Genomic DNA, 20211 nt, shown 5'->3' with positions numbered 1-20211 from the left:
GCCGCCCGGCCTCTTGCGGTGCCGCGCGGGCCTGCCCATCTCACACCAACGTGCCTTGACCCATGCACCCTCCCGGACGGCCTTCGCCTTGCCAAGCGGGGGGGGCGCGGATAGGGTGCGCGCCAATTTCGGGGGGGTCGGCAAGGCCCTGCCGGTCCATGCCACGGCGCCGGCAGAGCGCCGCCGAACGAGAGGATGAAGATGTTCGCCACCCCCGCATACGCCCAGGCCGCAGGCGCCGGCGGCGCCGAGAGCGCGCTTACCAGCTTCGTGCCGCTGATCCTGATCTTCGGGATCATGTACTTCCTGCTGATCCGCCCGCAGCAGAAGAAGGCCAAGGATCACCGCGCCATGGTCGAGGCGGTCCGGCGCGGCGACGAGGTCGTGACCTCGGGCGGCATCCTCGGCAAGGTGAGCAAGGTCAAGGACAACGGCGAGGTCGAGGTCGAGATCGCCGACGGCGTCAAGGTCCGCGTCCTGAAGTCGACCATCAGCCAGGTCATCTCCAAGACCGAACCTGCCGCCTCCTGACGGCCGAAGCGGAGCCCGCCCATGCAGATCCCCATGTGGAAGCGGGCGTTGATCGTGCTGGTCTGTCTGACCGCATTGTTCTTCGCCATGCCCAACCTCTTCTACAGCCGTGTGCAGAACCACAACGACGCGGTGCAGAAGATCACCAAGACCGGCACGGCGACGCCCGCGGAAAAGGCACAGGCCGACGCGTGGCCCTCGTGGCTGCCGTCGTCGATCGTCAACCTCGGCCTCGACCTTCGGGGCGGGGCCTACCTGCTGGCCGAGGTGCAGCTGTCGAACGTCTACACCGACCGTATGAACGCGCTCTGGCCCGAGGTGCGCGACGCGCTCCGGTCCGAGCGTGACACCATCGGCGGCATCCGCCGGGTGCAGAGCTCGCCCGGCACGCTGAAGGTCCAGATCTCCAAGCCCGAGGGCATGGCACAGGCCATTGCCGCGGTGAAGAAGCTGGCCACCCCGGTGACCACGCTGACCGGCGTCGGCAAGTCCGACCTTGCCGTCACGCAGGACGGCGACAATGCCGTCCTCGTGCAGCTGTCAGATGCCGAGAAGAAGGCGACCGACGAGCGCACGATGCAGCAATCGCTGGAAATCGTGCGCCGCCGGATCGACGAGGCAGGCACCCGCGAACCGACGATCACCCGCCAGGGCGACGACCGGATCCTGATCGAGGTGCCGGGCATCGGCTCGGCCGCCGAACTGAAGAAGCTGATCGGCACCACCGCGAAGCTCACCTTCAACCAGGTGATCCAGCAGACCGGCGACAAGAACGCCAACGCCGGCGTCGGCAACGAGGTTCTTCCGTCCGAGGATCAGAAGGGCGTCTACTACGTCGTGAACTCCACCCCGGTGGTCTCGGGCAACTCGCTGACCGACGCGGAACCGGCGTTCGACCAGAACGGCCGGCCGGCGGTGAACTTCCGCTTCGACGCCTCGGGCGCGCGCAAGTTCGGCGACTACACCCGCGATCACATCGGCCAGCCCTTCGCCATCGTGCTGGACAACAAGGTGATCTCGGCCCCGGTGATCCAAAGCTATATCGGCGGCGGTTCGGGGATCATCACCGGCAACTTCACGATCGAAAGCTCCACCAACCTCGCGGTGCTGCTGCGCGCGGGCGCCCTGCCCGCCAAGCTGACCTTCCTCGAGGAACGCACGGTGGGCCCGACGCTGGGCGCCGATTCGATCGCGGCGGGCAAGATGGCCGCGCTGGTCGGCACCATCGCCGTGATGATCTTCATGGTCGCGAGCTACGGCATGTTCGGCTGGATCGCGAACTTCGCGCTGGTGCTGAACATGGCGATGATGTTCGGCGTCCTCTCGGCCATCGGCGGCACACTGACGCTGCCGGGCATCGCGGGGATCGTGCTGACGGTCGGCATGGCGGTCGACGCCAACGTGCTGATCTACGAACGCATCCGCGAGGAACTTCGCGTCGCCAAGGGCCCCGCCCGGGCGATCGAGCTGGGCTATGAGCGCGCGCTGTCGGCGATCCTCGATTCGAACATCACCACCTTCATGACGGCGGTGATCCTCTACTGGCTTGGCGCGGGACCGGTGCGCGGCTTCGCCATCACCCTCGGGCTCGGGATCCTGACCTCGGTCTTCACCGCGATCTACGTGACGCGGCTGGTGATCGTGATCTGGTTCGAACGCCGCCGCCCCAAAACGATCGTGGTGTGACATGCGCAGGCTGAAACTCGTCCCCGAAAAGACCAACATCGACTTCTTCAAGATCGCCCTCGTCACCTTCGGCGGGTCGGTCGTGCTGACGCTTGCCTCGATCATCCTGTTCGTGGCGATCGGGCTGAACTACGGCATCGACTTCAAGGGCGGCACCACGATCCGCGTCGACAGCCAGACGCCGATCGACACCGGCAAGTACCGCACCGCGCTGCAGCCGCTGAAGCTGGGCGACGTGATGATCACCCAGGTGTTCGACCCGACCTCGTCGAGCGAGAAGCACGTGGCCATGGTGCGCGTCCAGGCCCAGAGCGGCCAGGAAAGCATCACCCCGGCCACCACCCAGGCGATCGAGGCGGCGATCAAGAAGGTTGATGCCTCGGCCACCTTCCCCTCGATCGAAAGCGTCGGGCCCAAGGTGTCAGGTGAGCTGATCAAGACCGCGGTCATCGCGGTGCTGGCCGCCGTCGCCGCGATCGTCTTCTACATCTGGCTGCGATTCGAATGGCAGTTCGCGCTGGGGGCCGTGGCCGCGACCGTGCACGACGTGGCGCTGACCATCGGCATCTTCGTGGTGTTCCAGCTGAAGTTCGACCTGTCGATCGTGGCCGCGATCCTGACGATCGTCGGCTATTCGATCAACGACACCGTGGTCGTGTTCGACCGGGCGCGCGAGAACCTGATCAAGTACAAGAAGATGCCCCTGCGCGACGTGCTCAACCTCTCCGCCAACGAGACGCTGAGCCGGACGGTGATGACCTCGGGCACCACGCTGATCGCCCTGATCGCGCTTCTGGTGCTGGGCGGCGACGTGATCCGCAACTTCGTCTTCGCGATGACCTGGGGCGTGATCGTCGGCACCTATTCGTCGATCTACGTGGCCAAGAACATCGTGCTGCAGCTGGGGGTCAAGCGCGACTGGTCCAAGCCGTCGGACAAGAACGCCGGCACCAACTTCTCCAAGGGCAAGGCGTGAGCCTTCTGCCGGTCCCGGGCCTGGATGGCGCGGGGCTGGCACTTCTGGCCGGGGCCGCCGCGGTGGGCGGTCTGGTGCGCGGGTTCGCCGGCTTCGGCTCGGCCCTGGTGTTCATGCCCATGGCGGGCATCGTCCTGCCGCCTTTCGCCGCGATCACCACCCTTGCCGCGATGGACCTGATCGGCACCCTGCCGAATGCGCGCCGTGCCCTGCGCGACGGCGCACCGCGCGAGGTCGGGCTGATGTCGCTGGGGTTTCTCCTCGTGCTGCCGCTGGGCCTTGCGCTTCTGTCGCGGGTACCGGCAGCGGCGTTCCGCATCGGGATCTCGGCGGTGGCGCTGGTCATGCTGGGCCTGCTGGTCGCGGGCTGGCGCCATGCCTGGCGTGCCGGGCCGCGGGGCCTTGTCGGGATCGGCGCGCTCTGCGGCTTTCTCGGCGGCTCCACCGGCGTTCCCGGGCCGCCGGCGATCCTGTTCCTCATGACCGGGCCGCGCGCGGCCTCGGAGGTCAGAGCGCATCTGGTGCTGTTCCTCATGGTGGTCGATGCCGGTATGCTGGCCACGCTGACGCTGATGGGGCAGATCGTGCCCGGCGCGATCGTGCTGGGCGCGGTCCTTCTCGTGCCGTTCACCCTGGCAAGCCTCGCCGGCGCCGCTATGTTCCAGCCGGAGCGGGAGCGGATCTACCGCCGCATCGCTTGGCTCGTCATCCTCGGCTCGGCCCTGGCCGGGCTGCCAATCTGGGAGGGTTGAGACATGCGCCTGAACGAAGTCGATTTCGGCAACGCCACCCCCGTCGACGGCTACGGCCCCGGCTTCTTCCGCGTCGGCGGGGAACTCCATCACGGTGCCGTGCTGGTGCGGCCGGGGGCGACCACGGCCTGGGGCGGCCTCGAGGACGCCGAGGCACTGCTGGCCCTCGCGGGAGAGATCGACGTGATCTTCGTCGGCATGGGTCCCGAGATCGCCCCCCTGCCCGGCGACCTGCGCCGGCAGATCGAGGCGGCCGGCATGGGGGTGGAGGTGATGGCCTCGCATACCGCGGCGCACAGCTACAACGTGACGCTGGCCGAAGGGCGCCGGGTCGCCTGTGCGCTGCTGCCGGTGGGCGACCCCGGCTGAGACCGTGGACCGGCGGGGGCGCTGCCCCCTGCACCCCCCGAAATATTTTCGCTCAGAAGAAGAGGATGCCCCGCGCGCGGCCCCGCCTGCGCGGGGCGCAGGCGGCTTGCACCCGCAGGCGATCCGGGGCATCACGGCGCGGATCCATTGGGAGAGCGAGATGGCCGGGCGGAAGATCAATCCTTACCTCAAGGGCGTGCTCGAATTCGGGCCGATCATCGCGTTCTTCGTGGCCTACATGCGCCTCAAGGGGCAGCATGTCGCGATCGGCGGCACCGATTACGATGGCTTCATCCTGGTCACCGCAGGCTTCGTTCCGCTGTTGGTGATCTGCACGGGCCTGTTGTGGTGGCTGACCGGGCACCTGTCGAAGATGCAGATCGCGACAGTGGTGCTGGTGGTGATCTTCGGCGGGCTGTCGGTCTGGCTGAACGATCCGAGCTTCATCAAGATGAAGCCCACAATCATCTACCTGCTGTTCGGCGGGATCCTGGGGGTGGGCCTCCTGCAGGGGAAATCCTACCTCCGGATCGTGATGGAAGAGGTCGTGCCCATGAAGCACGAGGGCTGGATGATCCTGACCCGCCGGGTCTGCGCCTTCTTCTTCGTCCTCGCGATCGCCAACGAGATCGTCTGGCGCACGATGAGTGACGAGGCCTGGGTCTGGTTCAAGACCTTTGTCCTGACCGTCGCTCTGTTTGCCTTCTTCATGTTGCAGGCCCGGCTTTTCCGCGATTACGCGATCGAGGAGGACGCGGAGAAGGGCGAGAAGGGCGCGAACCGCTAGGCCCCTGCCTTTCCCCAGCCCTGCCCCCGGCGCCGCGCCTCAGGCCCGGTCGACCCGCGCGGCGAAGCACCCGCGCATCGCGTAATGGGCTTGGATATAGCCGACCTCAGGCGCCTCCAGCATCTGCCGGATTTTCGGGACGATCTCCGCCCCCTCGGCGAGGGCGGCGGCGACGATATGCCCCCGGCCGTCGATGCCGCGCAGCGCGAGGATGCGCCGCGCCAGCGCCTCGGGCACCTCGTCCACCGCGTCGAACGGAGCCTCGGCCCCCTCGGCCACGAAGATCGCATGGCGGGAACGGTAGGGCGAATTCACCGGCAGGTGTTCCCAGTTCAGCAGCAGCGCGCTGCCGCCCCGGTCGATGTCGCGCAGGGTGATCCGGTCGGGAAAGCCCGGGCTGGCGTCGACCGCGCAGCGGATCACCCCTTCGGCGGCGAGGGCGGTGTCGGACAGGCCATAGTACCTGCGGAACGGTTCGGGCGAGAGCCCGGTGATGCGGAACGCCATGGGAAACCTCCTTGCCTTGGCACCGGGCAAGGAAAGCACGACCGCCCGGGGCGCCTCAGCCCGGTTCCTGCGCATTCGGTCCGGGGGCGCGCGGGCCCCCTCAGCCCGCGCGGCGTTTCGGGGTGGCCGCGGCGGCGCGGAAGGCTACGACCAGCTGGGCGCGGTCGTGGCCCCGGTCCTCCAGCCGCCGCAACCCGAAGCGGACATGCGCCATCTCCTGATAGTAGCGGAGGAAGGCGTAGTTGATCGAGGCCCCCGCCACGGCGCCCAGAAGCGGCACCGCCTGTGCCGCAAGCTTCTCTCCCAGCGCGACCGAGAGCCGCGGCGCCACCGCCGCGACCACGCGGTTCAGCGCGGGCCCGGTGATCGTCACCCGCGCGCCCAGGAACGAGGTGTTAACCCCGTCGTCCTCGGCCAGGGGGCTGCCCGCGGCAAAGACCTGAAGGCATTCCAGCCGCACCGCCTCGTCCTCGGGGTCGTAGCCGTAGGATGCCGCGATCTTCTGGATCGCGCGGAAGATCAGCGTCACCGTCACCGGAAGCTCGGCCAGCGACGAGGCAAGGCCGCCCATCCCGCCGACGGCCCCGGTCACCAGGGCAGCGGCGCGGTGGCGGCGCTCGGCCGTGGCCGCGGCGTTGCTGGCCCTGCCCGACAGTGTGCGCCCGGCCATGCCGTAGGCCTGATGCAATGCGCGTTCCACGATCGTCTCGATCCGGTCCTTCACGCCGTCGGGCAGCGCCTCGATCTGCTTTTCCACGCGGCTGCCGACCATGTTGACCAGCGACATCATCGGCCCGGATGCGTCGCGGTAGCGGGCCGCAAGGCGGGCGATCTCTTCGCCCGACAGGTCGGGAACGGGCATCGGGGGGATCTCGGTTTCCATCTGCGATAGGTAAGGTGCCGCCGAGCGCGCTTCAACGTCCGGGCCTGCTTCCGGGCCAACAGCCCGGCCGGAAGGGGAAGCTCAGGTCCAGTGCCGGTCTTCGCCGCCCGGAAGGGCACCACGGGCGGCGCGCGGCACCTCGTAGGCCAGATCCTGTGCGTCGCAGAACCGCACGATCCAGGCATCGTCCATCAGCAGGAAATCCAGGACGGCGCCAAGGAACCCGGGATCGGCGGCACGCGTGCGCAGCTCCGCCATATCGGCGCCGGTGGCGCCAAGGAAGACCGGAAGAAGCTCCTCCTCGCCCGCCAGCCAGCCCAGTGCCCGCAGGCCGATCGTCTCGGCCATGTCCCGGGTCATCGTGCCGTTCACCATGTCGTGTTCTCTCGTCCGCCGAAACCTGACCGGTCAGTTAACGCCCGGAAAGGAATTCTTAACCATTGGGCGCGACCTTGGAGTCGGAAGGACACAGTTGCAAGGGGCGGGGACCGACCGTGGCGGGAAAGATCCTGATCGTCGACGACGTCGCGACAAGCCGGATCGTCTTGAAGGCGCGCCTGGGGCGGGCCTTCTATCGGATGATCCAGGCTTCGGACGGCGTGACCGGTCTGGCGCAGGCCGCGACCGAACCGCTCGACCTCGTGCTCGTGGCCGCGCGGCTGCCCGACATGACGGGCGCCGACTTCTGCGGCCGTGTACGGGCCGATCCCGCGACGGCCGCGCTGCCGGTGATCGTTCTTGGTGCGGCGGGGGCGGAGGGACTGGCCGCCCTGATGGCCGGGGCCGACGACGTGATGGCCCTCCCGCTGGACGAGGCGCTGCTGCTTGCGCGCGTGCGCAGCCTGATGCGCGCACGCGAGGCCGAGGATGAGTTGATGGCGCGGGGGGAGACCTGCCGCGACCTCGGTTTCACCGAACCGGAGGAGGATGCCGCGGGGGCACCGCGGATCGGCCTGATCGCCGCCGATGCAGGCGCCGGGGTGCGGCTTCGGCGGGCGCTGACCCGGCAGATCGACGGCAGGATCGAGGTGCTGGGAAGGGGCGAGGCGCTGGGGGAGCCATCTGGCGGCGTGGCGCCCGAGGCCTTCGTCCTCGCCGCCGCGCCACCCGGGCCCGGCGCAAGCCCCGAGACATGCCGCGACCGGGTGGACGCGGTGCTTGACCTGATGTCCGAACTCCGCTCGCGCTCGGCCACCCGCCACGCCGCGATCCTTGTTCTGTTGCCCGGCGCCGACACGGCAGCGGCCGCGCGCGCGCTCGACCTCGGCGCGGGCGACGTCGTGACGGGCGACCTCATGACGGGCGACCAACTGACCGGGGACCAACTGACCGGGGACAGGGACAGCGCCGAGATTGACGGGCGCGGCGTGCAGGGCACGGTTGGCGGCGCGTCGGCGCGCCGGCCCACCCCCGCCGGGACGGGCGATCTGCTCATCGTCGAGACGGCCGGCACCGGTACGATGGCGGACATGCCGCCCGCCGCCGCCATCCCGCCCGCGGCACCGGCGGTCGGCGCACAGGTGCGGGAAGGTTCGGGGCTGGGGCGGGAAATCGGCTTGCGGCTTGCCCGGCTGATCGCGCGCAAACGTCGCAACGATCGCTTGCGCGAATCGGTCGCGGCGGGGTTGCAGCTTGCGGTCACCGATCCGCTGACCGGCCTCTACAATCGGCGCTATGCGCTGCCCCACCTCGCCCGGATCGCGGAACGGGCGCGGATCTCGGGCAAACGCTTCTCGGTCATGGTGCTGGATCTGGACCGCTTCAAGGCGGTTAACGACACGTTCGGCCACGCCGCGGGCGACGCGGTTCTGGTGTCGGTCGCCCATATGCTGGCGCGAAGCCTGCGGCCCGGCGACCTGCTCGCCCGGATCGGTGGGGAGGAATTCCTCGTCGCCCTGCCCGACGCCGATCTGCAGACCGCGCGCCGCCTGGCCGAACGGCTGTGCAAGTTGGTGGGGGCGAACCCCGTCACGCTGGCTTCGGGCACGCAGATCACGGTGACCCTGTCGATCGGGCTGGCCGTCGGAGATCCGTCGTCGCGGGCTGCCCCGCTGGACGCGTTGGCCGTGATCGACCGCGCCGACCGCGCGCTGCTGGGGGCGAAATCCGAGGGCCGAAACCAGGTCACGGTCGACCGCCCCGCGGCCTGAGGCCCTGCCGCCCGCCCGCATACCAATCACCGGGCGTCGCCACGGGAAACCCGCGCTCCGCTTCGGGGTGCATTCCCTGCCGCACGCCGGCTATAGCCATGCAGCCACCGGCGCCGTCGTCGCTGCCCCGAACCGGGGCTGCCGATCAGGGCTTTGCGGTACCGGCCGCGCCGTCCGGTGTCGCGCCAGTGGCGTCGGCAGGCGGGCATTCGGCCTTCGCCCGGCCCTTCGGCGGCCTGTGGTGCCCCTTGCGCGACAGCGCTTTTTCAAGACGATCAGCGAAGGCGTGGCGTTCGTCGGGGCTCATCGTCTCGATCCGCTCGATCAGCAGCTTCTGACCCAGCGCCAGCCGCCCCGCCATGTGCTGTTCCTGCTGGGTCATCAGCACCTTCATCTCACCCGCGTTGAAGGGCGTCGTGCGCAGCACGCTCAGCAATTGCCCGAAGTTCTCGCGCGCGACCTTGCGCTCCGCCCGAAAGCCGCCGGTCTCCTTGGCGAAGGCGTGGATCAGTGCCGTCCTGTCGGAGGGGCTGAGCGCCTCGCCATAGGGGCCGAAGCCGAGGTCGCGGACGATGGGGCGGCCATGGTCGCGCCACTCGCCGAAGACCGCGCCACCGACGACCCCCGCGACCAGCAGGTTCAGCCCGAGCGAGGCGATCAGCACGAGGCGCCAGCCGCGGCCAAGGCCCCGGGCCGTTTCGGCCGTGCCGTCGGCACCCGGGCCGCGCGGGCCGTCGGGGCCGCCCGACGGGGTGGGAGGTGTCGGTTCACTCATCTCAGTCTCCCGCATCCGCAGTAAGGTAGCTGTCCATCGCCGGAATCAGGTCGACCTGGTCGAGCGACGCGGTCTGCCCGGTCATCTGGCTGGCCAGCCCGGCGATCGGCGCGGGCTGGGCAAAGCCGATCCAGGCCCCCGCGACCGCGCTGCAGGCAAGGCCCGCCACCACGCCGGGCCCACCGATCCCCGGCAGAAGACGCTGCCAGAAGCCCCGGCCCGTGCGCCGCGCCTCGGCCGGGCGCCGGCCGGGCGCGCGCGCGCCCTGCCGCACGGCGGGATGCGCCGCCGGGCGGGGCTGATGCGCCGCCGCATCGGCAAGGATACGATCCATCAGGCGCCCGGAAGGTTCCGGCGTCTCCGCCCGCGCGGCCCGGAAAAAGCCCTCGAGATCATCGAACTCTTCGGATCTGTCAGCCATCGTCATACCCCAGTTCCTCGCGCCGTCCGGCCAGATCGGCCGCCAGCGCCCGTTTGCCCCGCGCCGTCAGGCTTTCCACGGCCTCGACGCTTATCTCCATCACATCGGCGATCTCGGGGTTGGAGAGCCCCTCGAGATGCCTGAGCGCGACCGCCTCGCGCTGCCGCTCCGGCAGGCGCCCAAGCGCCGCCTGAAGCGCCTTCGCCCGATCGTCCTCCTGCATGCGGGCCACGACGCCCGGCCGATCGTCCTCGACCTCCGGCGTCGCGTCCAGCCCGACCGAACGCCGCTTGCGCAACCGGTCGGTGCAGAGATTGGTCACGACGCGGTAGAGCCATGTGGTGACCTGCGCCTCGCCCTGGCGCCAGTCGGGGGCGATCTTCCACAGCCGCAGCATCGCCTCCTGCGCCACGTCCTCGGCCTCGGCCGGATCGGACAGCAGGCGCGCCGCATAACGCAGAACCCGCGGCGTCAGCCGCCCGGTAAGCACCCGCGCCGCCGCCCCATCGCCATTGGCGTAGAGCACGAGCAGGGCCTCGTCGGGGGCCTCGGTCAGAGCGTCGTAGGGCATGGTCATCGTGCCTTGGGCGTATCCCGAAACCCTTCGGTTCACAATGCGCCGCGCCCGGAGATCGGCCCCCCGGGCGCGGCCAGCGGATCAATTGCCGCTGTCGGTCGCGCTGCCGGTGTCGGCATCCGGGGCCGGCGGCGGGGGCGGCGGGGTCTGACCTTTACCCATGGGGCCCTTGCCCTGGCCCATGGCGCCGTGCTGGCCGTCCTTGCCCCAGCCATTGTGGCCGCGGTGATCGCCGCGATGCTCGCCGTGGCGCCCCCCCGGCCGACCGTCATGGCGCCCATCGTGCCGTCCATCGTGCCGGCGGCCATGGTGATCGTGCATCATCATGCGTTTCTGGGCCGCGTCGAACTCGGCCTGCGAGACCGTGCCGTCATTGTTCGCGTCGGCGATCTTGAAGAGCCGCATCATCATCATGTCCTGCGGCGCCTGCATCACTTCGGCGGCGCTGATCTTGCCGTCGTTGTTGACGTCGACCTGCGAGAACATCCTGTCCACGCGCGCCTCGATCCGCGCCTTGGCCTTCGCCATCTCGAAGTTGACGATCTCGTCCTTGGTCAGGAAACCGTCGCCATTGGCATCGAGACCCTCGATGTTCTTCGCCTGCCAGGCCTTCATCTCATCGAGGCTGATGGTGCCGTCACCATTGGTGTCGATCGCCTTGAAGTCGATCTTAGGCCCCATCCGTCCGGCGCCCATCATGCCGGGTCCCATGGGACCCCCGGGGCCCTTCTGCATCATGCCCGGACCAGTTCCACCGGAGCCCGCCTGCGGCATCCCTTGCGCGTTGATCGCGGTCGACACGCTGGCGGCCAGAACGGCGGCCAGGGTCAGGGCGGTCAGCTTTGCCTTGGGTGTCATCTCTCTCTCCTCTTGATGCGATGCCCGATTGCCTCGCCTCATGTCCCATTCTACGGGGCGGCTCAGAACTTCCGTCGCGGCGCATGGCGGAATGTCGCGAGATCGGGCGCAGCGGCGGCGTTCCCCGCCCCCGAGCGTCAAGAAAAACTGAATTATTACAATGAAATAGATAAAAATATTCCGAATTCCGCCGGCCCTCCCGGTTGGCGACGGGCTGACCTCGGGAAGCGCCGCGCGCAAAACTCTTGCAGGGGTTTTGACGGATTTCCCGCCAAGAAATTTGCGCCCCGCCGCCGCATCGGCTTGCACCGCCGGCGTCTCCGGCGCAGGCTCCCGCCGGGATCGGGATCCCCGAGACGAGACCGACCGGAGGAATGGCCCCCAGATGACTGAAGACAAGACCGCCCTGCGCAATGCCGCCACGATCATCCTGTCGCGCGCGGGGGCATCCGGCCCGCAGGTGTTGATGGGGCAGCGCGGATCGAAGGCGGCGTTCATGCCCAACAAGTTCGTGTTTCCGGGCGGGGCGGTGGATCCCGGCGATGCCGAGGTGCCCCTTGCCCGCCCCCTGCCCGAGGCCTGCGCCCGCCGCGTTGCCGCCCACGCCTCCGAGGCGCCCCATTCGGGCGACCTCGCCCGGGCCCTGGCCGCCGCCGCGATCCGCGAATTGTGGGAAGAGACCGGCCTGCCGATGGGCGTGCCCGGCGCCTGGCCCGGCACCCCTGCCCCGGACTGGCAGGACTTCGCCGCGACCGGGCTCTGCCCCTCGGCCGAGGGGCTGACCTACGTGTTCCGCGCGATCACCCCGCGCGGCCGCCCGCGCCGCTTCGACGCCCGCTTCTTTCTCGCCGATGCAGGCTCGGTCGCGGGCGATGCCGAGGATTTCTCGCGCGCGTCGGACGAGCTGTCGCACCTGCAGTGGATCGACCTGGCCGAGGCGCGCCACCTCGATCTGCCGTTCATCACCGAAGTGGTGCTTGCCGAGGTGTCCGAGGCGATCCGTCGGGGCCGAGTCGTCGGCCCGGTGCCGTTCTTCGACAATTCCGGCCCCGAATCCCTGTTTCGCCGGATCGAGTGAGGCGCGCCGCCCCCGGGGTACGGGTTCGACGCCGGTCATGAGATCACGGATTCAGGGCGGGATCAGGCCGAAATCCAGACGATCATGACGATCGACACCACGAGGACCGCCATCCCCGCAACCTCGCGCGGGTGGCTGCGCTCGCGGAAGATCAGGGTCGAGACGACGAAGCTGAACAGAAGCTCGATCTGCCCGAGGCTGCGCACATAGGCCGCGTTTTCCAGCGTGAAGGCGGTGAACCAGCCAAACGAGCCGGCGACCCCGGTCAGCCCGACAAGCGCGGTGGAACGCCACGCGCCCAGCACCCGCGTCAGCTCCCCCGGGTCACGCCAGCGCAGCCAGAGCGCCATGGCCACGGTCTGGAAGGTGGTGACGCAGGCCAGCGCCACCGCCGCGCGGATCAGCGGGTCGGTGCTTGCGACCTCAAGGGTCGCGCCGCGGTATCCGATGGCCGAGGCGCCGAACAACGCACCGGCGATCAGTCCCAGAAGGGTGGCGCGGTTGAAGACGGTCACCTTGCCGCCGTCGGCCCGCTTCGGCGGACGCGAAAGCAGGATCACCCCCGCAACGCCGATCACGATGGCCAGGTAGCCCAGGGGCGGGATCCGGTCGCCCAGCACCAGGGTGGAAAACAGCGCGACCTGCACCGTTTCGGTCTTGGTGAAGGCGATGCCCACAGCAAAGCTGCGCTCGGAAAACAGCGCGACGGTGCAGAAGGTGGCGGCGATCTGGGCGATGCCGCCGGCGATGCCGAAGGCCCAGAACCGCGCGTTCGGCAGCGCGATCTCCCCGCCCTTTCCCTGCGTCGCGATCAGGACCGCGGCGGCGAGACAGGCAAGTGGAAAGCCGAAGAGGAAGCGCGAGAAGGTGGCGCCGCCGGTCGACAGGCCGGCACCCTTCAGCTGGCGTTGCAGGCTGAAACGCACCGTCTGCACCGCCGCGGCGGCCAGCGTGGCAAGGATCCATGGGCTCATCATCGCGTCGCTATGTCACGCCGGCGTGTCCCGGGAAAGCGGCAAGCGCCGATCGGTCATCGAAATTCCGGCCCGTGTGCCCAGACGGTCAATGACGAGCGCTGTCCCTCGGTGACCGGCGTGACCCGGTGCAGCACGAAGCCCGGGAACAGCACCGCCGCGCCCTGCGTCCGGTCGGCCGCGACCGGCTCATGCCCGGACCATGTCTCCAGCGTGCCGCCCGTGTAGGCGCCCGGATCCGAAAGCTGCACGACCAGCGTAAGCTTGCGCCGCCGTGCCACCTGCCCGTCGCCGATGTCGGAATGCCAGCCGAAATGGCCCTGCCGCTCGGCCCCGTAGCGCGCGACCTGCGCGCTTTCGGCGAACTCGGTCAGGTCGAAGCCGAAGACGTCGCGATTGGCCTGCGCCACCAGCCGGATCAGCCGATCCATCACCCATTCGGCGCCCTCGCGCTCATCCAGCCAGGCGATCTCGGCCCGGCGGATGTTGTGATCGCGCCGCCGCCCCACGAGGCCCGCGATCGCGGGCTCCTCGGCATGGGCGATGTCGACGATGTGGCGGCACTCGGCGGGTGTGAAGGCGTCGGGAATGGCGTGGATGGCAAGCATGATCGGGGGCCCCAGTGAACCGTCCGGCCATAACGCCCCCGCATCCGCGCGGCGCGCACGTTTCCGACCGCGAGGGCGGTTTGCGACATGCTTGCGCGTGCCCCGGCGCCAAGCTGCCCGCCGGGGCCTTCCCTCAGCGCCCGTGAGAACCGTCGTAGCCGTTCGGCGCGGGCGGCGCCCAGCCTGCGGGCGCGGCCTCGGGCGTGAAGACCTCGATCTTCAGCGGGTGGCAGGCGGCGGCGTCCGAGGAATGCTCATCCCCGCAATCGCCGCCCGGACAGGCCGAGAGCGCGCCGACAAGGTCGATCTCGGCAAAGAATTCCAGGTAATCGCCGGGGCGCACGGGTGAGGCCTTCATGAAATACTGCCCGGTATCACGGGTGAACCCCGTGCACATGAAGACGTTGAGAACGTCGTGCACGTGGCGCCCGGCCTCTGCCAGCGGCAGCCCCCGGGCATCGGCCAGCGCGCGGGTCAGGTTGGAATGACAGCAATGGTGATACTGCCCGCCCGTCAGCAGATTGTGGGTGTAGGGATCGCAGCGCGTGCCGATCACGTCATGGACCGAGCCGCCGAAAGCGTCGATCCCGTACCAGTCGAGCGTGTCGTCGGTGATCGTGGCCATCGGCCGCATCGCCGGAAAGGAAGACCACAGCCTGTCCCCCGTCGACAGGTGAGTGCCGTGGAGCGCCCGCGTCTTGCCGGAATAGAAGCGTTCGCCAAGGTCGGCCGCGTTCCACAGGTTGAGGTCGCCCACCTGCGGCCCGTCGATGCAGCTGATGCGGAAGAAGCTGCCCGCCGGGACCTCGAAACAGGCCGCGTCGCGTGGCGGGGCCAGCACCTCGGCGGTCTTGCGGGCGCCGGCGCGGGCGGCACGGTAGGCGCCAAGATCCGGCGCAGGCAGCGTCGCAGGATCGTAGCAGACTACCGGGCTCAGGCCGCGGCGGGCCTCGGCGTCGGCGGGGGCGGGATAGGCGGGGGAAGCTGTCTTCATCCGTGGTTCCGTCTCGGGCCAGCCGGCGCGCCCCTCAGGCGGCGCCGGGCAGGCGCAGGCAATCGTTGGGGGTCTTTCCCTTCGGGCAATCTGTCTCGGCCCCGCAGGCGACGCAACGGAAATGCACCTGCCCCTCGGGGGCCGCAGCCGCCATCGCCGGGCGCCAGCGGCAGTTGCGGGTCAGGGTGGAATTGCGGCGCACCCACCACATTCCCACGAACAGCAGGACAATGAAGATCGGCAGCAGGAGGAACATGGATCTTTCCCTTATCTCGGTCTCTTACATTTTCGTCACGGCGGGTTCAGCCCTCGACCGCCCAGGCCATCTGCGCCGCCGTCTCGACCGCGCAGGGCCGTGCCGCGCGCAGCCGCGCCAGCGCAGGCCCCGGGGCCTCGCCCGCGTCGACCATCAGGCGCAGCACCACCATGCCCGACCGGCCACAGCCCGCCCGGCAATGCACCAGAAGCCGCCCGCCACGCCCGATCGCCGCCCTCAGCTCGGCCGAGAGCGGCGGCCAGGCCTCCTGTTTCATGGCGTCGGGCGCGCTGAAATCGGCGATCGCGAAACGCATCCACGCGATCCCCCGGCGCCCCAGATCGGCAGCCAGCCGGCGCGCGCCCACCGCCTCGGCCTCGGCCTCGCTCACGAGGCTCAGCACCAGGCCCGGCGTCCAGGACAGCAGCGCGGCAAGGTCGCCCTTGTAGTCGCCGGCCAGCCCCGGCGCCGGGGCGATGCCGATCGCGCCGGGCCGCGGCCCCGACAGCATCCCGATCTCGGCGATCTCGTATTCCATCCGTTTCCCTTCCCGAACGCGCCCGCCCGCTGGACGTCGCTTCGGCCGCACCCTAGTCTTGCCCCCGACCCGATTCCAGCGACCGACCAGCCGAGGCCCATCGTCCCGCCCATGAGCGACACCCCCGACAGCACCGCCCCGAAGTACCAGGTTCTGGCCCGCAAGTACCGGCCGGAGACCTTCGCCGATCTCGTCGGCCAGGACGCGATGGTGCGCACGCTCAAGAACGCCTTTGCCGCGGACCGCATCGCGCAGGCCTTCATCATGACCGGTATCCGCGGGACGGGCAAAACCACCACCGCGCGGATCATCGCCAAGGGGCTGAACTGCGTGGGACCCGACGGCAACGGCGGGCCGACGACCGAACCCTGCGGTCAATGTGAACCGTGCCGCGCGATCATGGAGGGGCGTCACGTCGATGTGATGGAGATGGACGCCGCCTCGCGCACCGGTGTCGGCGACATCCGCGAGATCATCGACAGCGTCCACTACCGCGCCGCCAGCGCGCGCTACAAGATCTACATCATCGACGAGGTCCACATGCTGTCGACCAGCGCGTTCAACGCGCTGCTCAAGACGCTGGAGGAACCGCCCGCCCATGTGAAGTTCATCTTCGCCACGACCGAGATCCGCAAGGTGCCCGTGACGGTGCTCTCGCGCTGCCAGCGGTTCGACCTGCGCCGGATCGAACCCGAGCAGATGATCGGCCTTCTGAAAAAGATCGCGGGGGCCGAGGGGGCGCAGATCTCCGAGGATGCCCTGGCGCTGATCACCCGCGCGGCCGAAGGCTCGGCACGCGATGCGACTTCGCTTCTGGACCAGGCGATCAGCCATGGCGCCGGGGAGACGACGGCGGAACAGGTGCGCGCGATGCTGGGCCTCGCCGACCGGGGCCGGGTGCTCGACCTCTTCGACATGGTGATGAAGGGCGACGCGGCGGGCGCGCTGTCGGAGCTGTCGTCGCAATATGCCGATGGCGCCGACCCGATGGCGGTGCTGCGTGACCTCGCCGAGATCACCCATTGGCTGAGCGTCATCAAGATCACGCCCGAGGCGGCGGAGGATCCCACCATCTCGCCCGATGAGCGCGCGCGCGGGCAGAAGATGGCCACGGCCCTGCCGATGCGGGCGCTGACCCGGATGTGGCAGATGCTGCTGAAGGCACTGGAAGAGGTCGCGCAGGCCCCGAACGCCATGATGGCCGCCGAGATGGCAGTGATCCGGTTGACGCATGTCGCGGAACTCCCCTCGCCCGAAGACCTGATCAGGCGGTTGCAAAACGCCCCCCGCCCGCCGGAAGGGCCCGGTGGTGGTGGCGGCGGCGGGGCACGTCCGGCAGGTGGCGGGCCAGGTCCGGGCGGCATGGTCCATGCGCCGATGCGCGGCCCGTCGATGGTCCCCACCCGCGGTCCCTCGGCGCAGCTTGCCCCGGCCGAGGTTCCCGATGCCCTTGCCGCGCGCTTCCCCAGCTTCGACCACGTGGTGGAGCTGATCCGCACGATGCGCGACGTGAAACTGCTGGTCGAGGTCGAGACCGGCCTGCGCCTTGCCCGCTACGCCCCCGGCCGGATCGAGTTCGAACCGGCACCGAACGCGCCACAGGACCTTGCCGCGCGACTGGCCGGCCGGTTGCAGGGCTGGACCCACCAGCGCTGGGGCGTCTCGATCGTCGCCTCGGGCGGCCAGCCCACCATCGCCGACACCCGCGACGCCAAGCGCGCCGAGGAAGAGGCGAAGCTGCGCGCCGAGAACCCGCTGGTGCAGGCGGTCTTCGCCGCATTTCCGGGCGCGAAGATCACCGACATCCGCGCCCCCGAGGTCCTGGTGCAGGCCGCCGCCGAAAGTGCCCTGCCCGAGGTCGAGGACGAATGGGACCCGTTCGAGGACGGCTAGGATGCCCCGCCTCTGACACACCGATTGCAGGGTAAGCACCGGCCCGTGGGGTGGCGCAAGCAACCTGTGAACGGTAGCGCTTTATGTCCGCCAACCCCCTCCATCGAATGATGCGTGGCACGCGGGCGACAAAGCTCCAGCACGTCTTGCCGCAGGGACACCTATGGCGTGGCGGGGATGGGCCGGCGCTGGCCCTGCGGCTTTGCCGCGTACCGGGCCGGGTCGGCACCCATGAGGGACCTCGGATGTTGCCGCGCGCCAAATCCTCCCCTGCAGACGTGCCTCCCCGCCTTGTGGCCCCGCGCGCGCCCCCTTATCTTCCAGTTCAAACCGAGAGGGAGATGCAGATGTTCAAGGGCATGGGCGGTCTTGGCGACATGACCAAGATGATGAAGGCCGCGCAGGAGATGCAGGCCAAGATGGAAGAGCTGAACCGCCAGATGGAAACCACGGTGGTGATCGGCGAATCCGGTGCGGGCCTCGTGACCGCGCGGGCCACCGCCAAGGGAGAGCTGACCGGCCTCGAGATCGACCCGTCGATCTTTGTGCCCTCGGAAAAGGAAGTGGCCGAGGACCTGATCCTTGCCGCGATCAAGGATGCCCAGCAGAAGGCTCAGGAAAAGTACCAGGCCGAGATGCAGCGGCTGACCGGCGACATGGGCCTGCCCGCCGATTTCAAGCTGCCGTTCTGACCCCGGCCAAATGGGCGACATCCCCCCCCAGATCGAGGCGCTGATCGAGATGATGGCGCGGCTTCCGGGTCTCGGGCCGCGCTCGGCCCGGCGTGCGGTGCTGCATCTCATCGGCAAGCGGGAGCTGCTGATGACCCCGCTTGCCACCGCCATGGCCGAGGTCGCGCGCAGTGTGCAGAACTGCACCCGCTGCGGCAACATCGGCACCGACATGCTCTGCCCGATCTGCGCCTCGGACCGCCGCGCGACCGGCGAGATCTGCGTGGTCGAGGATGTCTCGGACCTCTGGGCGATGGAACGCGGCGGGGCGTTCAAGGGGCGCTACCACGTGCTGGGCGGCACGCTCTCGGCCCTCGATGCCGTCGGGCCGGAGGAACTGCGCATTCCCCAGCTGGTGGCCCGCATCCCCGAGGAGAACGTGACCGAGGTCATCCTTGCGCTGAACGCCACCGTCGACGGCCAGACCACGGCGCATTATATTGCCGATGCGCTGGAGGCGACCGGCGCGCAGGTCACCAGCCTTGCCCAGGGCGTGCCGATCGGGGGCGAACTCGACTATCTCGACGATGGCACGATCGGCGCGGCGCTGAAGGCGCGCAAGCGGTTCTGACTGGCACCCCCGGGGTGCCGCATCCCGGGAGGCACGCGATGAACACCCCCAAGAACACGATCTGCCTGTGGTACGACCGCGAGGCCGAGGCCGCCGCCCGGTTCTATGCCGAAACCTTCCCCGACAGTGCCATTCAAGCGGTGCACCGCGCCCCGGCCGACTACCCCTCGGGCAAGGCGGGCGAGGTGCTGACGGTGCAGTTCACCGTGCTGGGCCTGCCCTGCCTGGGGCTGAACGGCGGCCCGGCGTTCCACCAGACCGAGGCGTTCTCGTTCCAGATTGCGACCGACGACCAGGCCGAGACCGACCGCTACTGGAACGCCATCGTGGGAAATGGCGGCGCGGAGAGCGCCTGCGGATGGTGCAAGGACCGCTGGGGCGTGTCGTGGCAGATCACGCCCCGGGTGCTGACCCGCGCCCTGGCGGCAGGCGGCGAAGTGGCCGCCCGCGCCTTTGCCGCGATGATGACCATGGGCAAGATCGACGTGGCCGCGATCGAGGCGGCGGCAAGGGGAGAACGCGGGGTGCGCTGACCGGGTGCTCTGATCGGGTGCGCTGACCGGGCGGGCGGTCCGGGGCGGAAAGATCGGCGGCGGGGGCGCTGCCCCCTGACCATACCGTCAGTTGCGGATTGCAGGCCAAGCGCTTGGCCCATGTGGTTGCGTAGCCTCCTGCGCAAAGCAAACTGCCGAGATCCCATTGGATCTCGGCAGCCATGCCGTCCTGCGCTGTGGGGTCTGGCCTGAGCCTGATCCGGTGGATCAGGGCGGCGAGATGCTCGTGGGCCCGATCGACGAAGTGCGGATCCCCGAGAAGCTCCTCAAGCCGCCGGAGCACCTCGTGGTAGGCGAAGACCGGATCGGGCGGAGGGCTGCAGCCTCGTCATCCGACAGTCTCCAGGTCGCGAAGATGCGGGTGACCGCCTTGAGCGCGACGGCCCGAAGTTCCGCAGGGTCGAGGGTCAGCTTTGCCATAGTGCCTTACCTCCCATGATCTCAGGATACCTGCTGCCGGGAGAGCGCCCGGAGCACGCCGCCCACCCCTGGTAACTCGCGTCCAGAGGCTTGGTGGAACGGCGCCACCCCAGTCGTTACAGGCGACATTAGCGCCAGCGGTATCCATGCATGGTGGTCAGCGACAACGGCACGGAGCTGACCTCGAACGCCATCCTCAAATGGCAGGAGGAGCGCCGGGTCGAATGGCACTACATCGCGCCGGGGAAACCGATGCAGAACGGCTTTGTCGAGAGCTTCAATGGCCGCCTCAGGGACGAGTGCCTTCTGTAATCGGGGCGTG

The 20211-nt window shown here is 69.2% G+C and carries 24 protein-coding genes and 1 pseudogene; 13 read left to right on the top strand and 12 right to left on the bottom strand.

The window, feature by feature from the left end; all coding sequences use genetic code 11:
- Positions 1–201: 201 nt before the first annotated feature.
- The 6 genes from yajC (at position 202) to CVV76_RS21260 (ending at position 5101) form a co-directional block, all read left to right on the top strand.
- Positions 202–531 carry a preprotein translocase subunit YajC gene (gene yajC, locus CVV76_RS21285; RefSeq protein WP_102226697.1) on the top strand — a complete coding sequence of 110 codons (330 nt, stop codon included), beginning with the start codon at positions 202–204 and terminating at the stop codon, positions 529–531.
- A 21-nt stretch (positions 532–552) separates the two neighbouring features.
- A complete protein-coding gene (gene secD, locus CVV76_RS21280) occupies positions 553–2217 on the top strand; it encodes a protein translocase subunit SecD (protein WP_102226696.1) in 1665 nt (554 codons plus the stop codon).
- Position 2218: 1 nt separating this feature from the next.
- On the top strand, positions 2219–3193 hold the full coding sequence (secF, locus tag CVV76_RS21275) for a protein translocase subunit SecF (protein ID WP_102226695.1): 975 nt from the start codon (positions 2219–2221) through the stop codon (positions 3191–3193).
- Positions 3190–3945, top strand: a complete 756-nt coding sequence (locus tag CVV76_RS21270) for a sulfite exporter TauE/SafE family protein (protein WP_158243214.1) — start codon at positions 3190–3192, stop codon at positions 3943–3945. The genes secF and CVV76_RS21270 overlap by 4 nt, the downstream gene beginning before the upstream one ends.
- 3 nt (positions 3946–3948) lie before the next feature.
- Positions 3949–4314, top strand: a complete 366-nt coding sequence (locus CVV76_RS21265; protein ID WP_102226694.1) for an Mth938-like domain-containing protein — start codon at positions 3949–3951, stop codon at positions 4312–4314.
- 160 nt (positions 4315–4474) lie between these two features.
- Positions 4475–5101, top strand: a complete 627-nt coding sequence (locus CVV76_RS21260) for an inner membrane-spanning protein YciB (protein ID WP_102226717.1) — start codon at positions 4475–4477, stop codon at positions 5099–5101.
- Between the two features lie 39 nt (positions 5102–5140).
- Here CVV76_RS21260 and CVV76_RS21255 read toward each other — a convergent pair whose 3' ends face one another.
- The 3 genes from CVV76_RS21255 to CVV76_RS21245 form a co-directional block, all read right to left on the bottom strand.
- Entirely contained in the window at positions 5141–5608 is a 468-nt protein-coding gene (locus tag CVV76_RS21255) for a DUF1203 domain-containing protein (RefSeq protein WP_102226693.1), read from the bottom strand.
- Positions 5609–5708: 100 nt separating this feature from the next.
- Positions 5709–6470 (bottom strand): EcsC family protein, encoded by a 762-nt coding sequence (locus tag CVV76_RS21250; protein WP_233193085.1) that lies wholly within the window; start codon positions 6468–6470, stop codon positions 5709–5711.
- A gap of 102 nt (positions 6471–6572) precedes the next feature.
- Positions 6573–6866 (bottom strand): DUF3572 domain-containing protein, encoded by a 294-nt coding sequence (locus CVV76_RS21245; RefSeq protein ID WP_233193083.1) that lies wholly within the window; start codon positions 6864–6866, stop codon positions 6573–6575.
- Between the two features lie 119 nt (positions 6867–6985).
- Here CVV76_RS21245 and CVV76_RS21240 point away from each other — a divergent pair, with 119 nt between their 5' ends.
- Positions 6986–8641, top strand: coding sequence for a diguanylate cyclase (locus tag CVV76_RS21240; protein WP_158243213.1), 1656 nt, complete (start codon positions 6986–6988; stop codon positions 8639–8641).
- Between the two features lie 145 nt (positions 8642–8786).
- On the opposite strand, the gene CVV76_RS21235 is transcribed toward CVV76_RS21240, so the two are convergent.
- From CVV76_RS21235 to CVV76_RS21220, 4 genes are all read right to left on the bottom strand, one after another.
- Entirely contained in the window at positions 8787–9416 is a 630-nt protein-coding gene (locus CVV76_RS21235) for a periplasmic heavy metal sensor (protein ID WP_158243212.1), read from the bottom strand.
- A 1-nt stretch (position 9417) separates the two neighbouring features.
- Positions 9418–9837 (bottom strand): dihydroorotate dehydrogenase, encoded by a 420-nt coding sequence (locus CVV76_RS21230; RefSeq protein WP_102226714.1) that lies wholly within the window; start codon positions 9835–9837, stop codon positions 9418–9420.
- Entirely contained in the window at positions 9830–10414 is a 585-nt protein-coding gene (locus CVV76_RS21225) for an RNA polymerase sigma factor (RefSeq protein ID WP_102226690.1), read from the bottom strand. Before CVV76_RS21225 ends, CVV76_RS21230 begins: the two co-directional genes overlap by 8 nt.
- 81 nt (positions 10415–10495) lie before the next feature.
- Complete coding sequence (locus tag CVV76_RS21220; RefSeq protein ID WP_102226689.1) at positions 10496–11272, bottom strand: EF-hand domain-containing protein; 777 nt, start codon at positions 11270–11272, stop codon at positions 10496–10498.
- Positions 11273–11657: 385 nt separating this feature from the next.
- Between CVV76_RS21220 and CVV76_RS21215 the strand changes: the two genes are divergently transcribed.
- A complete protein-coding gene (locus CVV76_RS21215) occupies positions 11658–12350 on the top strand; it encodes an NUDIX hydrolase (RefSeq protein WP_102226688.1) in 693 nt (230 codons plus the stop codon).
- 62 nt (positions 12351–12412) lie between these two features.
- Here CVV76_RS21215 and CVV76_RS21210 read toward each other — a convergent pair whose 3' ends face one another.
- The 5 genes from CVV76_RS21210 to CVV76_RS21190 all read right to left on the bottom strand — a co-directional run bounded on the left by CVV76_RS21210 (position 12413) and on the right by CVV76_RS21190 (position 15720).
- Entirely contained in the window at positions 12413–13324 is a 912-nt protein-coding gene (locus tag CVV76_RS21210) for a DMT family transporter (protein ID WP_102226713.1), read from the bottom strand.
- A gap of 56 nt (positions 13325–13380) precedes the next feature.
- Entirely contained in the window at positions 13381–13932 is a 552-nt protein-coding gene (locus CVV76_RS21205; RefSeq protein WP_102226687.1) for a 2OG-Fe(II) oxygenase, read from the bottom strand.
- Between the two features lie 133 nt (positions 13933–14065).
- Positions 14066–14926: an urea carboxylase-associated family protein gene (locus CVV76_RS21200; protein WP_102226686.1), complete on the bottom strand. Its 861-nt coding sequence runs from the start codon at positions 14924–14926 to the stop codon at positions 14066–14068.
- A gap of 34 nt (positions 14927–14960) precedes the next feature.
- The gene (locus tag CVV76_RS21195) at positions 14961–15182 is read right to left on the bottom strand and encodes a hypothetical protein (RefSeq protein ID WP_102226685.1); all 222 of its coding nucleotides are present in this window, start codon (positions 15180–15182) and stop codon (positions 14961–14963) included.
- A 46-nt stretch (positions 15183–15228) separates the two neighbouring features.
- Positions 15229–15720 (bottom strand): protein-tyrosine phosphatase family protein, encoded by a 492-nt coding sequence (locus CVV76_RS21190; RefSeq protein WP_233193080.1) that lies wholly within the window; start codon positions 15718–15720, stop codon positions 15229–15231.
- Between the two features lie 111 nt (positions 15721–15831).
- Here CVV76_RS21190 and CVV76_RS21185 point away from each other — a divergent pair, with 111 nt between their 5' ends.
- From CVV76_RS21185 to CVV76_RS21160, 5 genes and pseudogenes are all read left to right on the top strand, one after another.
- Positions 15832–17613 carry a DNA polymerase III subunit gamma/tau gene (locus CVV76_RS21185; RefSeq protein WP_102226684.1) on the top strand — a complete coding sequence of 594 codons (1782 nt, stop codon included), beginning with the start codon at positions 15832–15834 and terminating at the stop codon, positions 17611–17613.
- Positions 17614–17960: 347 nt separating this feature from the next.
- Positions 17961–18305 (top strand): YbaB/EbfC family nucleoid-associated protein, encoded by a 345-nt coding sequence (locus CVV76_RS21180; protein ID WP_102226711.1) that lies wholly within the window; start codon positions 17961–17963, stop codon positions 18303–18305.
- Between the two features lie 10 nt (positions 18306–18315).
- On the top strand, positions 18316–18915 hold the full coding sequence (recR, locus tag CVV76_RS21175) for a recombination mediator RecR (RefSeq protein ID WP_102226683.1): 600 nt from the start codon (positions 18316–18318) through the stop codon (positions 18913–18915).
- Positions 18916–18953: 38 nt separating this feature from the next.
- Positions 18954–19448 (top strand): VOC family protein, encoded by a 495-nt coding sequence (locus CVV76_RS21170; RefSeq protein WP_102226682.1) that lies wholly within the window; start codon positions 18954–18956, stop codon positions 19446–19448.
- A gap of 585 nt (positions 19449–20033) precedes the next feature.
- A pseudogene (locus CVV76_RS21160) lies at positions 20034–20195 on the top strand (integrase core domain-containing protein); the annotation flags it as partial.
- Positions 20196–20211: the final 16 nt, after the last annotated feature.

Origin of the sequence: Acidimangrovimonas sediminis, from assembly GCF_002871005.1 — a bacterium.
Lineage (GTDB): Bacteria > Pseudomonadota > Alphaproteobacteria > Rhodobacterales > Rhodobacteraceae > Acidimangrovimonas > Acidimangrovimonas sediminis.
Note: the sequence above shows the minus strand (reverse complement) of the source record. Positions and strands in the feature narration are given on the sequence as shown.